Annotated in this window: 13 protein-coding genes; 5 read left to right on the top strand and 8 right to left on the bottom strand. The window is 51.8% G+C overall.

The window, feature by feature from the left end; all coding sequences use genetic code 11:
* Positions 1–317 precede the first annotated feature (317 nt).
* Both RBB77_RS21845 and RBB77_RS21840 read right to left on the bottom strand, forming a co-directional pair.
* Complete coding sequence (locus tag RBB77_RS21845) at positions 318–1,508, bottom strand: patatin-like phospholipase family protein (protein ID WP_353063815.1); 1,191 nt, start codon at positions 1,506–1,508, stop codon at positions 318–320.
* Positions 1,509–1,750: 242 nt separating this feature from the next.
* A complete protein-coding gene (locus RBB77_RS21840; protein ID WP_353063814.1) occupies positions 1,751–2,371 on the bottom strand; it encodes a hypothetical protein in 621 nt (206 codons plus the stop codon).
* A gap of 148 nt (positions 2,372–2,519) precedes the next feature.
* On the opposite strand from RBB77_RS21840, the gene RBB77_RS21835 reads away from it, so the two are divergent.
* Positions 2,520–4,235 (top strand): DUF4231 domain-containing protein, encoded by a 1,716-nt coding sequence (locus RBB77_RS21835; protein ID WP_353063813.1) that lies wholly within the window; start codon positions 2,520–2,522, stop codon positions 4,233–4,235.
* Between the two features lie 535 nt (positions 4,236–4,770).
* Here the strand turns inward: RBB77_RS21835 and RBB77_RS21830 are convergent.
* The 6 genes from RBB77_RS21830 to RBB77_RS21805 all read right to left on the bottom strand — a co-directional run bounded on the left by RBB77_RS21830 (position 4,771) and on the right by RBB77_RS21805 (position 15,749).
* On the bottom strand, positions 4,771–9,357 hold the full coding sequence (locus RBB77_RS21830; protein ID WP_353063812.1) for a WD40 repeat domain-containing protein: 4,587 nt from the start codon (positions 9,355–9,357) through the stop codon (positions 4,771–4,773).
* The gene (locus tag RBB77_RS21825; protein WP_353063811.1) at positions 9,357–10,901 is read right to left on the bottom strand and encodes a DUF4062 domain-containing protein; all 1,545 of its coding nucleotides are present in this window, start codon (positions 10,899–10,901) and stop codon (positions 9,357–9,359) included. Before RBB77_RS21825 ends, RBB77_RS21830 begins: the two co-directional genes overlap by 1 nt.
* A gap of 551 nt (positions 10,902–11,452) precedes the next feature.
* The gene (locus RBB77_RS21820) at positions 11,453–11,794 is read right to left on the bottom strand and encodes a hypothetical protein (protein ID WP_353063810.1); all 342 of its coding nucleotides are present in this window, start codon (positions 11,792–11,794) and stop codon (positions 11,453–11,455) included.
* Positions 11,795–11,826: 32 nt separating this feature from the next.
* Positions 11,827–12,729, bottom strand: a complete 903-nt coding sequence (locus tag RBB77_RS21815; protein WP_353063809.1) for a hypothetical protein — start codon at positions 12,727–12,729, stop codon at positions 11,827–11,829.
* Positions 12,730–13,421: 692 nt separating this feature from the next.
* Entirely contained in the window at positions 13,422–14,321 is a 900-nt protein-coding gene (locus RBB77_RS21810; protein ID WP_353063808.1) for a nucleotide-binding protein, read from the bottom strand.
* Positions 14,322–14,525: 204 nt separating this feature from the next.
* Positions 14,526–15,749 carry a DUF4062 domain-containing protein gene (locus tag RBB77_RS21805; protein WP_353063807.1) on the bottom strand — a complete coding sequence of 408 codons (1,224 nt, stop codon included), beginning with the start codon at positions 15,747–15,749 and terminating at the stop codon, positions 14,526–14,528.
* 357 nt (positions 15,750–16,106) lie between these two features.
* On the opposite strand from RBB77_RS21805, the gene RBB77_RS21800 reads away from it, so the two are divergent.
* From RBB77_RS21800 to RBB77_RS21785, 4 genes are all read left to right on the top strand, one after another.
* On the top strand, positions 16,107–16,817 hold the full coding sequence (locus RBB77_RS21800; RefSeq protein ID WP_353063806.1) for a toll/interleukin-1 receptor domain-containing protein: 711 nt from the start codon (positions 16,107–16,109) through the stop codon (positions 16,815–16,817).
* A gap of 730 nt (positions 16,818–17,547) precedes the next feature.
* A complete protein-coding gene (locus tag RBB77_RS21795) occupies positions 17,548–19,596 on the top strand; it encodes a tetratricopeptide repeat protein (RefSeq protein ID WP_353063805.1) in 2,049 nt (682 codons plus the stop codon).
* 545 nt (positions 19,597–20,141) lie between these two features.
* Positions 20,142–20,348, top strand: a complete 207-nt coding sequence (locus tag RBB77_RS21790; protein ID WP_353063804.1) for a hypothetical protein — start codon at positions 20,142–20,144, stop codon at positions 20,346–20,348.
* A gap of 377 nt (positions 20,349–20,725) precedes the next feature.
* Positions 20,726–21,703, top strand: a complete 978-nt coding sequence (locus tag RBB77_RS21785) for a TIR domain-containing protein (protein WP_353063803.1) — start codon at positions 20,726–20,728, stop codon at positions 21,701–21,703.
* Positions 21,704–21,931: the final 228 nt, after the last annotated feature.

Here is a 21,931-nt window from a genome sequence, read left to right as displayed (position 1 = left end):
AGCGCTGCTGGAGAACCATAGCGGTCCGAATGAGGTGCCTGTGCTGGCTTCCATGCCTGCTCTTTCGGACTGGATGCGCGATCCGCCAGGCTATGACATTTGGAAAAGGACTAAGGGTTGGCTGCTCGAAGAGGCCCCGGCGCGGGTGCGACGAACGTGACGCTGGTCGCACTGTGGAACCGGGAGGTTGGACTATCGGGGGACGCCGGATTTTATCGAGGCGGCGAAAAAGCGCGGGGGAGCTTCTTGCTTTAGAGCTCGGTTGACTCCTCCAGCTATTTAAGCTTTGGTGTTTATCTTTCTCACTTCATAATTCGCTAAAGGAACGGTCCAAAATGCTCCGCCTGCACCGCGCCCGAAGCGGCCTGGCCGATCTTGAGCAACGTCGGAATATTGTCGGGACAATCCATCTTTTGAATATTGTCAGGATCGACATCCGGGAATCCAAGCGCGTTCAGCCCTGAACGGCTCAGGTCCGCGTTGTACCGCGCATATAGAAAGCTCCGGCCGAGATCCTTCGTTAGCGGTATCTTCGGAGCGGCATAGGACTCTTCTAGGGTCAGTCCGTCTTGCAGGCTTCTGGGCACAAGATCCATGAGTTCGCGGTCCAGCGGCGTACCATACGTACACCGGCCCACGCTGCGGCACGCGATATCTTGGTCCACCTGCATCGCGTACATCAACGCTCCCGGGAGCCCAGCGACAGTGGACACGATATTCTTATTCGGTGCCGCGGCCGTCGCACCCAGAGACTCCGCGGCACCCGTGCCGACAGAGATCAACAACAGGTTGTTTTCTCCCTTCGTCCAGTTCAACCTATACGCAGGCTCGGTTGCCATCCGATAAAGCAGAAACGCCGGGTTGTTATACGGCGTCATTCCTCCATCGACAAACACGACTGCCTTTGATGGATTGGCCGGGTTCCACGTCATGACCTCTGCAGGAAAATACACCGGGGCAGCGGTGCTGGCTCTAACCAACTTCCACAGCGGCATGTTAAGGTTGTTGTCGTTTCGCGCCGGATCGTTGTATTTCGCATCGGGGTTACTGCTCACCGGCCAAGCCGAGTCTGTGGTCACATTCTTCGTCACTACCAGTAGAAGGCATTTCAAGTCGTCGGGATAAAGCCTCGTTGTAGCCCCAAACACCTGCTGTAGCTGTCGAATCAACGGGTCTGCGGTGTGCAGATACTTGAACCGTTCGAGCAGAGCAGAAGGGTCAAACATTGCCCGCCCGAAGTCCGTATAGAACTTGACTAAGTCAGCGGTCGTCATGCCGCGAGCCAGGCTGGCGGCGATAATCGCTCCGGTGCTTGTTCCACCGATGTAATCGAAGTACTCACAGAGCGCTTGTCCAGTCTTCTCTCTGATCATCGCTTCAATTCGCTGTAAAAAGCCAAGCGTGATCAGCCCACGAATGCCTCCTCCATCAAGAGCCAGCATGCGGCGCGGACGATCGTCCTGATATCGATCGAGCAGGGATTTCCAACGTTCGGGATGAATCGGCATAAGAAACCTCAGCGTTTCTGTTGTGTGCTGCGTGCAGGTGTAGCGCGAAAACGGAACGTTCGGTAATCCGAGGCATGTATATGACCATCCTGCGAGACCGCGAATCCGATAGCAAATGAATCCGATAGCAAAAAAAGAATCATTAGGTGACTTTGGCGTGCCTATCGTTTGGCTCTGGATGGTAAAGCAAAGATTGTTGTGCCAGTCGAGAAGTATTTGGAATATGTTCGTGGTCCTAAAGACTAGAGTGTAGAAACCTCAATGATAGGTATGTCGCGCCGCTTGGCCTGTTCGAGAAAATGTGCCGTCACATCATCGGATCCACGCGATTCTTGATTCCAAATAACTAATGCGTGGACATTCGTGCGTTTCAGTTTAGCCTGTACTTGAGCTTGGTCGAGGAGCTTAAGATTTGTTTCAAGATAACCTTCCTGACCCTCTGGCAATTTCAGAACCTCAACAGTCGATCCCTGCAGCACATTCGTGTAAATCTCACCCCAATCGCCCGGGCGATCCGTTACAGAGGACTTTCGGAAATCTTCCGTGTCCGACGGGAGAAAGATGTATCGCGGAACGTGCATCCTCCCGGCAGCATCGAGTAAGAGGAGGTCTGCTCCGCAAGCAGCTGAACTCACAATTGCGACAGGCATTTCTTTTCTCAGTACCTGATTGATTCTCTTGCGAACTTCTGGTACGTTTCTCGCGGGAAAGCGAGTCACCCCGGCATCTGGGGCGTCTACTCGCCGTCCAGCTTCAACAATGACGGGTCCACGAGTTTGTTTTTCTTCGGCGTGCGGCTGCCGAGGTACTGTTGCGGTTAATGCCAGTCCTACCCCTGCGGAAACAAAGGTCCGTCTGTTCATCGACCTACTATAGTCTGGAGGTTAATTTTTCTCAACAAACATTCCGAATAAGGAAGCGGCCGGGTTTATCGCTGCCCTCGCCTCCAGAGCGCAGGCGCGGAAGCTACGACGCCGCCCGGCAGCACATGCGGTCTAACAGGGGAGTCAGATGACATTACCTCAACTAATTGAACTTCAAGCTTTGGACACCATACAAACTGCTGCGGCCAAAGTCCCACTCTCTTGGGATTCGATTATCGTACTTCTCGGCACTCTTGATCAGCCCATCGCCGCTCAGGTGCGATCCATTTGTGCGCGGAGCATTGCCCCAATGGCAGCTCGCACCAAAGCCCTTATTGTGGACGATGGAATCGATTCAGGACTTTCGTTGCTCATGGGCCAAGCGGCCGCCGAAGTCGATCAGTCGCCCAACTTGTTAGGAATTCTCGACTACGAAATAGAGGGTTTCGATCGAAACCACTCGTTCGTCGTACGTTTACCGGCCGAATGGCTTGACTCAGCAAAAGCGAAGTTCCAGCTCACGGTTGAATTGGCAAAAGGTGACCCTGCGTCTGGAATCGGTAAGGTCAACAGCGAGAAGGTGGTGCTAGCCATTCTTTTCGGTGGAGGTGAAACTGAAAGGAAGGCATTGTTGCGTTGTACGCGCCGATCTTGGCCAATCGTCTTGGTTCAAGGAAGTGGTGGTCTGGCTGATTCCATTCTAAACGCTCGGACGCCACCCATTGACGGCATCCAGAAGCCGCCAGTAAATGATCCTGAACTGCGCGAAATCCTTGAAATAGGCGTGATCTACCCTATTCCAATCGAAGACAGCGTGGATGATCTGAATCGCATCCTCCTCCGTCTGATAAAAGAGCCACTGGACACTCTTACTGATGCCTGGGGACGATATGACGCTCTCGACACGGCCGCGATCGAAAAGCAAAGGCAGTTCAGAACGATCCAGAAAGCGATCTTATCTCTCGGAATCATTGCTACAGCACTTGCGATTGTCTCGGCGGGTGGCTTTGTGCCCGATTCTCTCCGGCAACATGTTCCGGTTGCCACTAAAGTGTGGATCGCCCAATATCTACATTCATCCACACTCCATCAGGTAGTGCATGTCCTGCTGATACTGGCTCCGATTGTGATTTCGATTTTGGTCAGCTTTAATAGTCGGTTCCGCGAAGGAAACAAGTGGGTGCTGTTACGAGGATCTGCTGAAGCTCTCAAGCGCGAAATTTTTCGCTACCAAGCGAGAGCCGGAATATACAGTGATCAGAAAAGTGGAGAAAATTCCGCAGAGTCTATACTGGCTGCCAAAATAAAAGACATCAGCGGCAACCTGGCTCAGAGCGAGGTCAATAGGAGCTGCATTGACCCTCGCGCGATCGCGAAGGAAACCGGACGAACATTTATTACACCGGAGGAATATCTAAACGAACGAGTACGGGATCAGATCAAGTATTTTGAGAATAAGACTGCAACTCTCTACTCGCAGCTGAAGCGTCTTCATCTTTACATTCTGCTCGCAGGGGGATTGGGAACTTTTCTAGCAGCGATTAAACTGGACGTCTGGGTTGCATTGACCGTGGCGTTGGCTACGGCGTTTACGACGAAGCTTGAAATGTTTCAGGTTGAAAACTCGCTGATCCAATACAACATTGCTCTAACAAGTTTGAGAAACATTGCATCGTGGTGGAAGGCTCTTTCACCATGGGAGAAAGGGCGCCGCACGAACATAGATCTGCTTGTGGAGCAGACGGAGAAAACATCCGAAAGCGAAACGACGGGTTGGGTTCAGCAAATGCAATCGACGCTCGACAAATTAACAGAGAAGGAGTCCACTCCAGACAAAGGATCCACCAGACTTCAAAAGACCTGAAATCTGCCAGCGTGCGCTTTGCGTTTTGTAGGTGTTTTTCATCCCTAAGTCGGGGATATATTCAGCCTAGCTCTTTATAGAAACCAAGAATCTTTCAGAGCTATTAAGTGGGGACACTTGGTCCTTTACCGAAGGGCTTAGGTTCGTCGGGTCCGTCGAGTTCGTACAGGCGTTCATCTCTGTTTTCAGGAATACGTCGAGATAGCGCCCCCTTTCGAAAGCCGTTCTACTGCTTTTTCCAATTCCGCGTACCAGTCTTGGCCCACGTTGCGCGTTCCTCTTTGCTCACGAAGCAGTCTGAGGTTTGCAAGTGTGCTAATAGTCATCCACAGTTCGTGTGCGTCCGCCACCAGGCTACCCAGCCGGTCTAAAGCCACGGATTCTCTTACTGCGAACGCATCCCATTCTACAAGTCCGCGCATGCGCGAGTTCATTGAGCGACCGTTTCCCGATGCGAATTTACTTTATTCGTCGCCGAAGATCGGGTGGATGCTAGGAATTCTAAAATCGGGCCAGGGAGTCAGTGTGTCGCATTCTATGGTCTGATTGGAACATCATTACCCCGCAGTTTTTGGAGTACTTCGGGAGTAAATGGATTCTGACCGGCTTGCAATGCCTTCACCCAGTTCCCACGTTGTTCCCTGTACGTAGGTGAATCGCTTCCTGTTATACAAGCCTGAAAATCTAGGATTGCGCCTCGAGTATCACCTACAAGCGCTCTTGCCAAAGCCCGGCTGTCTCTGTCGTTGAGATTTTCAGGCTCGATCTCTAGAGCATTCTTGCAGGCAACCATCACTTGTTCAGCGAAGCCCTGCAGACTGCCGTTCCAGCATATATTGTTCCAAGCATTCGCAGAGATCTGGATTGACGGATACAGTTGCAGTGCCTCCTGAAAGGCACGAAGTGCCACTAGGGGCTGTGCTTGAGAGAGAAGTGTTCCACGAATCACAGTAGCGTCAGCGAGGGCCGCCATTCTTTCCTTAGCGACCTCGCGTTTCGGATCAATATTAATCTGCGGGTCGAGTTCTTGAACTCTCCGAAACGCAGCTAAAGCTCCTTCGGAATCCCCCTTACGTGCCAGATCTCGTGCGGCTTGCATCAGTGAGGGATGAACGGGAAGGTCCAGGCACGTTTTTTGATAGGGCCCTTCTCTATACTGTTGCCATTCGGCTAGACTAAGATTTCGGTTTGCCAAATGGCACGCCAGTTTCCTCCATGCTGCGAAGCTAACGTTCCATATTGTGACAATGCCTCCAGACGACGTAGCCACTATTCCCCCATCTTTTGGATTGAAGGCCACTGAAGTGGTATTGAAATTGAAATTTTTCGATCCCCCGAGAGTTCCCAGCAGCCTACCTGACTCAACGTCAAAGAGGGTTATTTCCCCGCCACGGCCACCAGCTGCCAAGGTATTTCCGTTTGGACTGAAAGCCAAATCGGATACACTATTCAAATCGTCGACTCGCCACAACTGGCTTCGTTTGCGTACATTCATCAAAATCACATCGCCCTCAGTGCTACCAGCCGCAAACTTCTCGCCGTCGGGACTAAAGTTCAGATTTGAGATCTCGTCTGCCCCTGGATCCAGGTGAAGAGGACTTAGTGATTCGGAATTCCACATGAGGATTTTGGCTGGGATTGCATCAGCACCAGTGGCGGCCAATAGAGTTCTATTGTCAGGACTAATTGCAAGCGCAGTGGCTGGGGCTTCAGCATGAAGGGTAATCCCCTCATTTCTATGATTTCTTAAGTCCCATCGTACAATTTCGAACTGATTTGACATTGTTCTCGACTCAGGAGCCGTAGACCTACACGTCGCGATAACGATCTCCTGACTGTCTGGACTGAACGCCATGCTTGTGACCATCTGATCAATTGCGATTGGTTTGTCCAACAGGGGAATTCCTCCCTTGGCATTGAACAGGCGAAACTCGCTCTTGGGGCAAGAGTATTTCAGTGGTTCAAGAAACTTTACCGCTGCTACCGTCTGCCCATCTGAGCTCACGATTATTCGGTCCCAGTCCGAGTCCTTCCATATGCTAGTTTGGAGTTCACCAAAGTTTGGACTATCCCAACTGCGGATCTCGACCTTACCGCCTGTTGGAATGTTTCCCGGAATTTGTCCTGGAGTCAGCTTGCGGTTATTCTCGAGTTCGCTGACCACTAGGCGTCCGGTTGGAGTGAAAACAGTTTCAGTTCTCATCAGCGATCTGGACGCACTTGAAATTACTTTATTTAAATCTTGTCGGTCAACACTCCAAAGGGCTATTTGGCTGCCGGCTGCCGACGCAAGCGTCTTGTCATCAGCGCTGAAAGCAATTCTAGTAACTCGGGAGGAGTGCGCCTGTTCTTGCCATATCTGTTGCTTGTTCGCAATGTTCCATATTCCGACATAACCAGATGTATTGCCCGATGCAAGGAGTGTCGCGTCATGGTTAAAAGTAAGACGTGATATTTGCGCGTTCTGCGAGACTGTCTGAAGAGTGGGAGCAGAAGAGGTAATGTTCCAATACCAAATGGTCGAAGAGTCGTAACTCGCAGCCGCAAGAAATTTGCTATTGGCCGAGAACTCGAGCAGCTCAATTCGAGAAGTTGCTGCAGCTGGCAGAGTCTTTCTACTCATATCGTGTAAATCCCACAGACCTACGGTATCCCCATCAGCCGTCGCCAATATCTTCCCATCGTGGCTTAGCGCAATCGCAGTAATATGGGCCCCAATGCTTAGACTTACGCCGCCTTCTTTTTTGCCTGTCAGATCGAAGATTTTGGCGTGGCCGTCGGACGATGACTGTACCAGAACTTCGCTATTCCCACTGAATGCAAGAAGCGACCCAGCACGCAAGGAAGTTGGCGGAATCAGATGGACAGGTTCGCTCGTAGTCGTGTCCCAAACGCGAAGTGGTGCCGAGATTCCGCTTTGATCTCCGAGCAATTGGCCGTATGTGAAAAGTAGACCTCTTTCCGGGAATAGCCTCAATGGAGTTCCAGATCCCAATTTGAGAGCGAGCTCTCCAGAGGAAGATCCATCATCGTCGCGAGTTGAAATCTTGCCACCCGTATCAACCGAGATAAGAGTGTTTCCTCGAAAGGCCATGTCTACGATTGGGGCTTGATCATTTAAAAGAGTCAGGAGGTTGGGAACCGATTGAAGTTCAGTAAGAAGGCCACTCCGGATCTCCGGAGCCTCTCCCTCGCGGCTGGCTTCTACAGCCAATAGAAACGCTAAATCCGGCTGATCACGCAAGCGATTGAGCGCTTGAGCGCTCGTCCGCGCAGCTATCGCAGCTCTCTTCTCGCGGGTTGCTTGGGCGGCATTTTCATCAGCCCGCTTTTTTTCAGCCTCAGCCCTGCTTGTTTCAAACGCCAGATCTGCGATCTTACCGTTCAACAGGCCATTTAATTTCTCCTCCTGGACTTCTGCTTGTTTAGCCTGGAATTCCGCTTGTTTAGCCTGGAATTCCGCTTTTTTAGCCTGCTGTCGCTCTACGAATGCATAGATAGCTATTAGGCTCATCAAAGCGAAGCCGATAAGTGCCGCAATTGAAATGAGTCGAAATCTGCGTGCCTTGAGTTGCTTTGCTCTCAGTTCCTCATCGCGAAGGCTTTGCTCTCGGCGAGTCTTCGCCTCTGATCGCTGACGCTCTTCTTCGCGACCGATTTCATTTATTCGATTTTCCTCACTTGCGCGGAGAAAGTTTAGAGCATCCGAAAAGCTTTGGGTATATCGCTCGGCCCACGTCTCATTCGGCTTACGCTTGTCCCACCAATCCAACGATAACTGCAGCAAGGGGCCTCGCAGATAATCAGGATCGCCCTGAACTGGCTGCTCGGCCCAAGCCGCCAACCGCATCATCGTGCGCCGCGACTCTTCCTCGTCAGCCAGCCATCCTGAATCTTCGGACGGCGGCCCCTGTAGTCGTTTCCATTGCCGCAATAGGGACTCGTGCGTTATGTCCACTTCCCTTATATCGTGAAGGTCTGTTGTCATCGGAGGCATGAGGAAAGATCTGCCCTCGCGCCGAAAGCACTCCAGAACAGAAAGCACCTCTTCCATTGACGCATCAGAAACCGCGCACAGCTCATGAAGCGACGTCGGACGTCGGATCTCACGGCCGGAGGGGTCCTTTTCTCGCAAGCGCTGGAAGATGCGCTTTGTAATCCGGCCACCATGTTCGGGCATTTTGGCGGTAGCTTCGAGATATGCCTCGTCAGCATGACTGGATAATGCATTTTGAAGTGTCCCAATCGCCTCATAGTCCTCAATGTCGACTGGCCTCTCAACGTTCCCTTGGCTGAGCCAGTGATACCAGGTGCGCATTAGTGCATGCTGCATTACCGGTAGTTGATCGGGATCCTCTCCCACATCATTCAGAATGCGTTGTACCAAGCGCGGCGTAATCGCGCTTCCGGCAATGTGGATCGGTCCTTCGATTGCCTTACGACGCTGTTCGCGCGTCATCCTGGGAATTAGATACTGTCCCACGTTGATGGTTTCTGGCAAATCCCGGAAGCGGGCACAGTCTCCGAGAAAATCCGAGCGTATAGTAATTACTACATAAACAGGTGCGCTTCGCTGTCTGGAGACCTCGAGGAGCAATTTGACGAAAGCTGCTTTTTCGTCGCGATCTTCCATATCGCCGTTACGGGATTTGTACCGAAATAATTCTTCAAACTGGTCAACAAGTATCAGGAGGTTTTCACGGAAATCGAGACCTTCTTTTCTCTCATAGATTTTGCTAACAAAATCCGACAGAGAGAGAGAGCTGCTTCGCAAAACATCGACGTCAATCGAAGTGTTGGAGAGGTGAGCTAGATCCAGTGCTGCAGCCAGATTATCGATTGGACGGCTGCCCGGCCGCATATCCACAATGCGCCAATTGGAGCCCGCTTCTACCAGGCACCCTCCTTCCAGAGAAGGCAACAGGCCTGCCCTTACGAGCGAAGACTTGCCACTACCCGATGTGCCGACAACAGCAACGAAGCGCGATTGACTCAGTTTTCGCGCGAGTTCGTCACTCTGCCCCTCGCGGCCAAAGAATAGTTCACTTTCATTCTGGGAGAATGATCGGAGACCCGGAAAAGGTGAGTGAAGAGTTTCATCTAAAGTCGGGCTGGTCGACATCACTGCTCCTTTTCAAGCAGCTGAATGAAGGGTGTGATCTTCTCCGGTCCAAAATCCTCGCAATCGCCCAATAGCAAGAGCGGTGAGAATCCCATTATTTCCAGATAGTTATGATCCGATACCGCGAGGTAGTTGGCCGCCTTAATGTCGTCCTTCGGAGTGGCCAAATAGAGAGCCCGAGTGTAATTGCGCCCCTTCGGCCTGCTGCTTAGAACTTTTAAGATGCTCTTTCGCTTGCGCATTACCCACAAGTCTTTAGCTGTACCGTAGTAAATCAACGCAGCATCCGTGTCTAATATCAGTTCCTCTTCCATCATGCGGAGCTCTTCGGGATCACCCTGAAAGACAGGCACCTCTACCGGATATCCATAGCTGCGCAAATATGCTTTTATCTTCCTTAGCTGTTCCTCTTTAAGATCAGGTTGATCGCATAGTAGATATACGGCTTTCGTCTTGATGGCGACTGGAATCGGAGGCACCTCCAGCTTCTGCGATAAAACATCCAGGACCCCTTCCTTGAAACTTTCAAACGACGTCTCAAATACATCAGCCTTCCCAGAGACCGCGGGTTCGTCCTGTGTCCCGCGTAGTTTTGTAATGAAAGTCTGCTGGGCGTTTTCCGGATTCTGCAGGTCCTCCGGTATCCAAATCAACTGATGAAAATTAATCCTCGCCCCTTGAGCCAGCGTCAGATCATAAGACAGTTCCCCGAGCGACCTCGTCTCCTCTTCAGGAATAAGGCCGTAATTTCGACCGATCAGTTGGACTGAAACGTCAGCATTCGCCAGCAGTGATTCGATGGTCGATACTAATTCGGCGGCTGTATATGGCAAAGGCACCGTAGGAATCACATTGTGACCGCGACCGACAAGCTCACTTTGAATCGAAAGGCGGTATTGTTCCAGGTCTCTCGTGGTTGGCGAAAGAAAAATTGTGCGTACATTCGGTTTTGTCGCACGTTTGGCTTGTCGGAACTTTAACAATGCCCGGGCAACTGTTTGCGCTAGAACATTGACTCGTTCGGCGAAGTTGTCGAAGCGGGGCCTTCCTTCCTGAGACCCAAACTCATAGAAGATGTCGGGATTTTGATCGTCTGTCTGATAGAACTCGTAGCCCAGCGTCGCATCAAAACTCAAAGGTTGTTGAACCCCTTCCGCGAGTCTTGTCTTTACCACTCTTATCAATCGCGATTGAGTATCTGAGCGCCATCTATTATCTCTCTCAGCAGCCTCGACGAAACAGTCCACCTCCTGGCGACAGGAGTCTGAACTTACATAACGAGGGGATAAAACGGAAAGAAATAAGGCTGAACCGGTCACTTTCGGTCGGATGGTGTCCCAAAGAAGATCGAGACCGTTGAGCTTTACATCACGCCAGATGACTATCTGATCGGTTCCTAGTAATTCCTGCAATCGCGTTTGAAGGGCCGAATGAAGATGCGTTATCCAGTTCGCCTGATTGTCGATGTGGCCGTAGCTAATAAACAGATCTACAGGGAAGCCACCAGTGAAGCCCTGCTCCGTGATTAAACTCGGGGTAGACATTGTTGACGCTCGGCTGGCAAAGATATTAGCACCAAGTTAGTTTTGAGCCCAGATCAAACTTTCATTCCGTTTTGGGGCAGGCTCGCACGGACTTCGATTGATAGGACACGTGTCCGAGCTTCTTCGGAGGCGCATCGAGGCCATAAGACTCGGCCGATAGGCCGCACTAGGCGGCATAGTTTCGCGAGCATCGCCGAGATCAGCTTCGGATTCCTGGCGGTAACCACCGGGGGCCTTCGCGCTTGGCAACCCGCACATCGCCTGGTATCGTTCGATTGGCTTGCCGCCTCGGCAAGGTGCTGGTTAATCTGATTTTCCATCGACACGCAGGCTCGGCAGCCGTTTTACCTGAAACTCAGTGGTCTTTCCTGCATTAACGCATAAGCGAGAAATCGGCATATCTGGACGGTACTCAGGCAACGACTAGCGGTATCTGAGTGGGTTCGGACGCCTCGGGTTCGGTCGTCTCAGGGACAATAACAACATTCAGATATTGGAAGTTCGAAAAGAACGGCTTCATCAAATCGCACCCTGAGGCGGATCGGACTCCTCTAAGCGAGGGATACGATCTGACCGACAACTGTAAGGACTTGAGTCACATCGTCGAGGATGTTGGTGAGCTTGGTTAAATCTCCGAGTGAGTCTTTAAGTTCCGTTGTGGCAGCTGTAATCGCTGCCTGCTGAGCTACCATTTGGTCCGCTATATCGCTGAGGGCTGCATTTGAAAGCACCTGGATAGCATGTTCGACCTTGAAAGCGGTGGCTTGAGCCCTGATCTGGTCATTTGGATTGGGTAGAGCATTTACTGCATCGATCCAATCTGAGGTAACCATCTCGTTTCGCAGGCCGACAAGACTCTGAAGGGTCATGGAATAAAGAGCTGAAGATTGCATCGGATTTCTCTCCTGATTCTGAGTAAGTCAATTTATTTAGCAGCGGGATTGACTGTAGTCTTTAGGTCGGAGACATAGCCCGCCATTTGACTGATCGTATTTAGCAGGTCACTAAAGTTGACCTTCGCTCCCTTGTTCGAGACAACGTCGCGAAAAGCTGTCCTAAGCTTGGTAACCGAGTCGTTAGCAGCCTGCGATTTTGCGAGATCTAGTTGGGTGCGAATGAGGGTTTCTCGGTCCTGTACCCATGTCTTGGGGAGTGGGCCGGGACTCTTGAACGGACCGACGACTTTCTCGTCCTCGGTATATGAGTTGATAGTACTTAAGCTCTGGGTGAGGGCGGTGGTCATCACTGAGATGGCTGCCTGCTGCAGCGCAAGCGCCCGATCGATCTCATCAGCGTTCTTCTGTAGATTTGCATCTAAGGCTTTGACTTGAAAGTGTTCAACCACTAGTGGAGCGAACTCCTTCACGGAATCTCCGACTACCTTACCGCCAATGGCTGTGCTTTCAAGGCTTTTATCGATGCTCCCTAACTGCTCCAACAATCCGTCGGCGGACTTGACGATGCCGTCACTGTTTTTGGTGTCGGCTAGAAGCGACATTTGTGTGAAGTACATTCCCAAAATCTTAGTCTGCTGGTCAACCTTGCTAAGAGTTACTAGATATGTCTCCACGTCTGTATTAGCTTGTTTAATTGCCGCCTCTAGGGCGGATGCTGGTGCTTGTGTTTTGATATCTTTCTGTCGAGCCAGCAAAACGCTGTCGGCTTGAATGTATGTGGATGAGAGCTGATCGGATAATGCTGCCTCGGCAGCCGCATAGGCCGTACCGGCAGCCGCCAGATCTGAGAACTGTTTTAATCTTTCTGAATCGCATCCGGCGATTAGAAAGATCGGCAGAAGGGCGCAGGCGTGGAAAACCGTCCTATTCAAGTGAATCTCCGCATGTGAAATTGAAAGAGGGGGCCGAGGGTTGAAGCATCCCATGCTTCAGTCCGAAGGTCAAGAAATATTCGAGTCTGTGGGTAGGGCGCGTCAAATCCCACACAATTGGCTTACCCTCGAACACTCGTCACTAGAGGTTGTAAATGAAGCCGACTGTCCCACTGCCTCTATGACGACCGTAGTGGGAACTCCTTCAGAGTCCATTGTGGGACTACGGATGAACTCGAACACGTTTCCGCATGGGATAAGCGGACGCCTTACGTTGGACCACATGACGGTCAAAGGGTTGCGATCTGACGTGAAGGGGCTTGTTGCCAAAAGTGTGCCATAGTGTTCGCTGAATCTGAAAAAAAGTTACTCGGCTTATGCCTCGTTTGCTAGGATGTGCGTTGTGGCACTCTTCGTCCTTAGCCACGCTCGTAAAGATGGCGAGTGGATCATCTTTTCGTAGCTATTTAGATCGTAATCCTGACGATTTCCTACTTGCATCGCCCAAGTAGAGTGCTATCTTTAGCGTGCAAAACTACGCTCTAGAATCCGTAGTCCACGGCTGATGTTGTTCAAAATCCGTGCACCTTCAGAGGTTCGTCGCTTCTTCGAGTGATGTCACCGAGGCGAGGGGAGCGCTGAAACGCTTGATTCGCGAAATAAACGATGTGCTCACGAGCCGACAAACTTCGCTACAAGTTCTCTGCGAATGCTCTGATGGATGCCTCAATCGGAGCTATATCTGACTTGTCCTCCAACGCGGCGTAGATGTCTCCGCCTAGATCAGCGGGCATCTTCGATCCTTTCTGGCGCACTATCAGAACGCGGTCCTTTCCTTTCGCGCTAATAAAGAACCCAGCTTCCAGCACCACATTGTCACGAGGAATCGTGTTCTCCCCGGGGGTATCCAATCTATCGTCATTTGTGAACAGGAATATACCGCCGCTACAGCGCGAAACTGCCTCGGTTATTTGATCCAAGATGCTCTTCCCAGGGGCGAAGTCGTCGTGCCAATCGAGCGAACTCACTCCAAGTTCGGTGAGAAATCGTTTAAGATTGACTGCCAGCCCGCGTGAACTGCTCGCATAACCCAAGAAGACGTCGCGTCGACGTTCTAACTTCTTCTTCCAAGTCGCGAAAGGTCTGCGGAATGCATCATTCTGGAGCCATCCGATCTGAGCATTCTGAGGTATAGTGATTATCTCGAGGCCACCGGACCAGTTGAAAAGCACCCTTGGCTCGAGGCCCTGTTCGACGGCTGCGAGAATCGGCAAACCACAGGTGTAGGCTACCCCGCCTTCGTAGTGGCAGTACTCCGTAGGCAGTAAAATCTCACGCTGTTCAGTTTGAACTCGCCATTTAGGCAAACCGATTAACGCGGCTCCAGAGCAGCGCCGCATCACCCGATCTACTTCAGCAAGGCTCCAGCCCGTTCCGGCCGCAAGACCCCATCCGCCGGTCGGACCGCCGAACACCTGGGCTTCGTAGCCGAGCCCCTCAATTTCCTTCACTATCGCCCATTTGAGATCGTTCTGGGTTTGATTCAAAGCAAAATCGGCCGGCATGCTGACAAATACTCGCCGCGTTGGCACGTTTGTATCTCCCTTCATTTTTAGTAACTGTTTTGGTTAGACTTGAGAAGGTTCATTTGGGACGACGACTCAAGCGCCGTAGATGAATGCACGAATAGTAATCGATCAGGCAATCAGGAGGTGTGATCCTCTCGCGGGTTCCCTCTATCACACGCTCAACAAAGCCGGCGCTGGATTCGTGCACACAAGTTTAATTAGACGGTGTTAACGCATCGATGAGCGAGGCAGACCCGAACGTACCCATTCCCGCGCCAGCTCAAGTGCGAAGGCGTCGCGGTCTACGACCAGCAGTTCGACGCCAGAATCCGGGGCTTTTCTGGTGCGTTGAACCGGAACGTCAGCCAGCAGAGAGTCTACGATTTGCTGCACCTGGCTCATGCTCAGGTCATAACCATCCATACGAATACAACGGCTGACCCAGCGTTCGCCAATCCATTCCTCAAGTAGCGGTGATCGTACGCCGACCTTCAATTGAAATTCGCTGATTGGTGAAACTTGGGGTGGTCCGGTGGGCGGCGGATTCAGGAATTGATTCCAGGCTGAGGTCTGACGATCGGTCTCGCGTTCAATGTCAGACGATGCGACTCCCACGCGTAAGGTGCGTGCGAACTCGTCCAACTCCGGAAAGGCGCTTGCCAGCCCATCCATGATCGCCGCCGGACTAGCCATTCCAACGAAACGGCCATCCGTGTCGCAAAAGACCACCTGCCGGACGGTGGTGAGCGAACGCAGCAAACTGGCCAGCAGAAAAAGCCGTGTCGACCACCAACGATCTCCCGAATCGATCTGGAGCACCAGCGCCCGCGACATACCGGCATTCCGAATCATGTTCTTTATGCTGAATGAGCTCGAAGCTGAAAGCTGGATCTCAACGCCTTGCGCAAAGGTGTCCATGTCGGGACTCGCGACGGAGGTCTCGCCCAGCACTCGGTCAACCATGTGGCGAGTCAGCCCTTGAGCTGACACCGCCGCTGCAACTTGGCTGGCAAGGTCATCCGGCGTACGGAAGATGCCTGCCAGGTAGTCTGTACCGAGTTCGGAGCGCAGTCGCAAAACGTCTGCACTTGCGCCAGTTACACCCCCCATTGCGTCGACCCTGTTGGGTGGCCAGGGCGTCTCCGGGTCCAGCAGGAAGGCGAGCACAGCCTTGCCGCTGGCCTTCGCCTCGGCAAGCTCTATCTCTGTGATGGAGCGAGGCGACGGTGGCGAGACAGAGAGATCCGGCACATAGCCGAAACGCCAGGCGACGATAATCACATAGACATCGGCGACACGGACATCCGCCTTGCATCGGTCGACTGGTTTGCTACCCTCGGCAATGTACTGTTCCATGCCGATTACGTCGTGTCCCATTCGACGCAGAGTCCGGTCCACCGCAGCCCGATACTCGACCAGATCCTGATAGGTGGAGGAGATGTAAACCTTCATAACGAAATCCTAAACCGCTCTGCAGATCATTGCGGAGACGATCTCTGAGGCGTGCGATTTTGTTCGAGCTAGACGCCGTCTACGGGCCATGATGATGTGCTCACAGTCTTCAACCATCAAACCCAAAAAGGCCGGATGTTTATCATTCCCCCGTTATGACACTTAACCGCATCTTATGCCGGAGCGCCTAATCGATGCAAAACAGCGCGGAAAGCTTAGCAATCTGACGCGTTCGTGCTCGTTAGCGCAAACCTCCCACGCTCGACTGAACAACGGTTGTCGAATATAAGGGCCAGCCAACGCGAAAAGTAGCGACAACTCCGAGCTTTGTGCCACTCTATTGGGGAGGATTAGTGCATGTCCAAACGACTTCGGCTATTTATAAGCCACATCTCCGACGAGAAAGAGTCTGCGGCGAAGCTCAAAAACGTTCTGACACGTGACTTCCTGGATTTATTCGAGATCTTTGTGTCGTCAGACACCGAGAGTATCGCGGCCGGTGACGAGTGGCTATCGTCGGTGGCGCAAGCACTACGCGAATGCGCTGTCGTTGTAATCCTGTGTAGCCCTGAGTCAGTACGACGTCCGTGGATCAATTTTGAGGCAGGAGCCGCTTGGATGAGAGAAATCCCGCTCGTGCCTGTATGTCACTTGGGTCTGCTACCCCGTGATTTGCCAGTCCCGCTTTCTCTGAGACAGGGCGTTGCTCTGAGCGATCCCGAAGGTTTGAAGCGACTCTACAAAAAAATTTCGGAGTTGCTCTCATGCAAAGTGCCCACTCTAGATTTCAGATCACTGAGCCAAGAATTAGAGGTTTCCTACAGTTCGTTCCTGCCCACCAAAGCAGCCCAGGTCGGAATTAAGGAGGACCGCGAAATACGCGAGCGTCTACGTCAGGAACTTATATCTCCTAAGCGCAAATGGAGATCTTTAGAGCGGGTGGCCATTGGAGCCGCCATTTCCGAAGATCACGCTGCGGATCTACTTCGATCAGATCCCGACATTCGTTTTAGCAAAGGCGTGACCGGCAATATCATTGTAGGATTGCGCTCGCGGGTCGGCGTATAAGATCGAATTCCTGATAACGTCGCATTTACTTGCAGTAGTAGGGAATTCTGGGCTCGCAATCCGCCATTTGAATAGAAAGCAGATGTGGCTTTGAACGAATCTTGCTCCTGACTTCACGAGGGCTAGATATTGTGTGTCTGTTACGAACCGTAGCGTGAACCACACAGCCGAAACTTCACTGCTGCCCGGAATCCGGTTCTAGTTCGAATGGCGCGACCGACCCTACCGCTGCACTAAGTGCGGCGGCGACCGCTTCCCGGAGTCAGCTCGATATGGCAACGAGTCCGAAGCACTCAGTACCAATAGGCTTCGATGGGCAAATTATGAGACATATAGAGGAGAGCGTTTTTCGATGTCTAAAAATTCCGATGCGAGTTGTCGTGCTCTGCTCCAAATCTCTCAAAAGCAAACGCGATAGTGTGGCATCCATTCGAGGTATAGTCTTCAATTGACCCCACAACGCGATGACGGACACGCTGCTGATCTGAACATCGTATCAATCATATTCGCCCCAAGCCGACTCTAGCGGTTCCAGCGACGACTGTCGGTATAGATTATTTATGAACTGCGTGTCGACTTCGACCGCGAGACAGCGATAGGGGAGCCAGCCAAAGGCATGTGCGACGTGAGTAAGCTTTGACTTGCGGGGTCAACGCCCCGTTGAGTCTCCAAAATATTTTAGCGATGACCACGAAGGGAGTGCGCGTTGAGACCTCGAGCGTTCGTTGTGATGCCATTTGGTAAGGTTGACGTCCGTGTGGATGAAATTTCCAAGCCTATTAGAGTTGATTTCAACAAAATCTACACTGAACTATTGGAGCCTGCGCTCAGGGAAGCAGGTTGTGATCCATCCCGTGCAGACAGTCAAGCTACCGCGGGCGATATAAGGACCGACATGTTCTTCGATCTCGTCACTGCCGATCTGGTCTTAGCGGATTTATCGATACCAAATCCCAATGTCTACTACGAGCTTGGAATCCGTGACGGAGTATGTGCGCGCGGCGTGTTTATTGTTCAGGGAGGATGGACAGTCAATCGACCCTTTGATGTCGCTTCAGATCGGAGTTTCAGTTATAAGGGGGATCTGTTTTTGATTGATGACAGCAACAGTGGCCCCAATACGAACAATATTGACGTTTCGGCGGAGGTCCAGAGATTAGCCGAAGAATTCAGAAAAGCTTTCGCGTCGGAGTCGCAAGCGACTGGCAGCCCGCTCTACTCACACCTTCCAGGACTAAGACAAGTGGACTGGGAAAATATTGACACGTCGAAGTCCCACTTTTTTGGAACTCTCGAGCGCGATTGGGAAGAGCGAGTCCGGATCGCGCAAGAGCTGCAACGCCCCGGAAACATTATCACCCTTGCGCAGGGAGCTCCCACCAGAATTCATCGGGCAAAGATCCTTTCGCGGGCGGCGCGCTCTCTCATAGGGCTCTGCCAGTTTGCTGCTGCCGAAGAGGTGCTCACAGAAATCCTGCATCTAGCGCCCGATGATGTAGAGGCGCAGCTGCAACTCGGAGTTGTGTTGAATAGCCGTGGAGAGACTGAGAGAGCTGAGAGTCAGATGCGGGCTATTTTGAGCAAGCACGAGACGAATCCCGAAGCCGGGATGGTTCTCGGAGATGTGTATCGCATGCTGTGGTACATGCAATGGAAGAATGGGCATAACGTCAGCGAATGCCGCGAGCGGGCGCGAGATAGTTCCCGCTTGTTGGTTGCGGCTATTCGCAGCTATTTAGACGTGCAGAGTCGCCACCCTGACGAATATCTAAGCGGCTATAATGCACTTCTTCTCATTGCTGTTTTCAAGAAACTATTTCCTCGAATAGAGCTGCCTCACCCACCGATATTTGACCGCGAAGAATTAAGCGTAGTTGTGAGATACGCAGCGAGAGGTGCCGGGGAGAACGCCGAGGTGACGGGTGATTATGACACCCAATTCTGGAGTGCAGTTGCGCTTTCGGGCCTCGAACTGCTGAACGACAACAAGGATGCAGTCCTTCACGGGATCAGGGATGCGTGTGCGGTGCCCTCGGCGACACTCTTTTACCTCCGATCGTTTATGCATCGGTTAGTCCTTCTTGAAAGTCTTAATTTCAAAATGGACATCATCAGCGAAGCTATAACGATCGTTCAGGCAAAACTCGATTCAAAGCGACAAAGGACAACTTGGGGGAAGGTTATTGTTTTTTATGGATATCCCATCGACAAACTGAACAGTTTAGACCCTCGTTTTCCGTCGTCCAGCGTGCCGGCGGTGAATGACAAGATCAAGGAAGCGCTGACTACGTGGGAAGTTGGAAAAGGAGACCTTGCGATTTGCGGCACTGCTACCGAGGGCGATGTAATGTTCGCTGAAGATTGCCTAGATCGCGGAGCCCATGTCCGTCTACTTGTGCTGGAGCCGACTCCAGGCGAACTCGCAGCCGGGTTCAAGAATCCTGCATTGGGCGAATGGACAACGCGTGCTTACGCTCTTGTGGAGCATCCTGGGACCGAAGTTTGGTATCACAAAGAAGAATTAGGCGATGCGGTTGATCCGGCACACCTCCCGGGGCGACAAAACCGTTGGATTTTGAATACCGCTCGTATGGAGGGCGGAAATGCAAGAGGAGACAACGGCCTATATGGAGTATTCCTATGGAACGGCGGGATGGATGTCGACAACTCGCAAGACCCATCTTTCTTTGTCGCCGAACTTCGCAGAGCCAATCCCTATAAAGGAGGCATCTTAGCTATCAATCCGTGTGCGCTAATTAGCGATAAGCCTTCGTCCTAGTTGGGACAAGTCTTGGTGTTGCTCACCCCACACGCATCTCACTCCTGTTGGACTACGTCTCAGCCTATCGAAACTCGAGTTCCGCGGAACTGGAACTTACGAAAAATGTCATTTAGATTGATCTCGCTCGTGCTAACTTCTCTAAGTAAGTTTGCTTATCCTCGCTCCGAGGAATTGCGGTCACTTTGGAAATGTACGGCAGCTCCTTCCTGGAAGAGCGCTTGCGCCTCCGGCGGTGGTCAATATGCCTGGAGGACTTCTGGCAACCTCAAACATCCTTTTTTCTATCCTCGACACAATAAAATTCGCTTCATTACAGCCGGGTCGCAAAGTTTCCAAAATCCACCTCCAAAGCCAAGAACTAGCTTGGCGAGGGAGACCTAGCGATCTGCTCAGGAGCAACTGAAATCGATATTATTTTCGGCGAGAAGTGTCTCGAAAAGAATGCCCATCTACGTCTTCCAATACTAGAGCCAACTCAATGCCAGCTTACCGAGGAGCTTGTCAATCCTGTTTCTAGTGAGTGGGCGGCTCGGAGCTCCTCTTTGCTAAATCATGCGACAGACGTTTGGTATCATCGCACCGAGTTGGCCAAGCCAGTCGATGACACCAACCTGGAGGGACTGCATATCCGATGGATCCTAAATATCGCTCGGATGGAGGCGGAAAACGCAACCGAACCGGCGCGTCTCAATGGATTGGTTGTCATGGATGGCCATCCTAATGTTGAAGATCCCGATGACCCTCTCTAACCCTTGTTTTTATTTCAGTGGTTCGGACTTCAAATCGATATAAAGGCAGAGTAGATCTAATTGACATACGCGACGACACCGAAATTGTGACACCTAGGCGAGAACCGACAGAGATAGCTGAATAGAACAGACATAAGCTTTGGCCGCTTATCATTATTCAGGAATCGTAAATACTGTAATGCAAAAGGTCGCTAAGTGCCTTCCGGGTTTGTTGCAGGATAAGAGGAAGTGGTTCTGCCGCAACCGATTTGACTTTGATAAGTCCGAAACAAATCTCCCACGTCATGAAGAAACTACAATGCATGGAGGTGCTCCCGTGCTAGTCTCTTTCTCATTGCTCCGCGCAATGAGAAAATAGCGCACTCAGGATAAAGACCGTGACTGTTCCTCCCGAAGCGTTCCTCAGCTATACAAGATTGGACGATGAGTATTTTGGCGGAGCGATTACGTCAATGAGGCGATTGCTGGAACTTGGCGTTCAGGTCGTTACTGGCGACCGAACCTTCAAAATTTTCCAAGACGTCGACGGCATCGAGTTCGGTCAAAAGTGGAAAAAAAAGCTCAACGAAGCGATTTCGACGTCGCGGTTTCTGATACCAATCGTCACTCCGCTCTTTTTCAAGAGCGATCCTTGTCGCAATGAGTTGAAGCGGTTCATAGAGCATGAGAGAAGTCTCGGCAGAGACGACCTCATTCTCCCCATCTACTTCGTGACTGCGCCGGTACTCGAACGGCCAGAATTGCTCAGAGACGATACGCTAGCCTCCGAACTCGGCAGCCGTCAGCGATATGACTGGCGTGTTCAGGCAGACTTGCCGCCCAACGACCCGCAGTTACGTCGTGCCGTTCGGGAACTAGCTGAAAAGATCGCGGAAGCCATCGCACGCACGTCAGGTTCAGTTTCCGTTCCGGGACAGGCCGGACGCGGCCAGGATGCTGACGAGGAGGCTACTAAACTATTCAAGCGTCTAGGCCTGGAAAGAGAGACAAAAAAAGGTCGGAAGCTCATTTTGTGGGTAGATGATAGGCCGAACAACAACATCATCGAGCGTCGTTCTATGGCGGCCTACCAGATAGATTTCGTTCTAGCCCAATCGACGGGTCAAGCCTTGGGAGAGCTAAGGACACAACAGTTCGACGCAATCATCAGCGATATGGGCAGACCTCCAGATCCTCGAGCTGGGTACACCCTACTAGAAGCTGTTCGAAGCAGCGGTGATCAGACACCCTTTTTCATCTACGCTGGGTCTAAGAATCCCGCGCATGTGCGCGAAGCGCGCATGCGCGGTGCTCAAGGTACGACGAATATGGGCGACGAACTGCTTCAAATGTTGTTGCAGGCTCTGAATGTGTGAGATCGGTTGGATACCCATGCCAGACATTTCAGAGGGATAGGTTAATCGCGAGATTGTGGCGATTCGACTAAGACCATTGCAACCCGACTGACAACTGCGATTGAGAGGACATGAACGCGCCTGAGTCGGCTAGAACCTCCGGTCGTGCTCTGACGCATTCGCCGCCGTAATTCGGCATCGTCAAGTATTTTGGATTGATGTGACTTCAGTCTTCGGTACAGAACCACC

The sequence above is a fragment of the Tunturibacter psychrotolerans genome, from assembly GCF_040359615.1.
GTDB classification, from domain to species: domain Bacteria; phylum Acidobacteriota; class Terriglobia; order Terriglobales; family Acidobacteriaceae; genus Edaphobacter; species Edaphobacter psychrotolerans.
The sequence above is the reverse complement of the archived record's forward strand: the minus strand, read 5'-3'. Positions and strand labels throughout refer to the sequence as shown.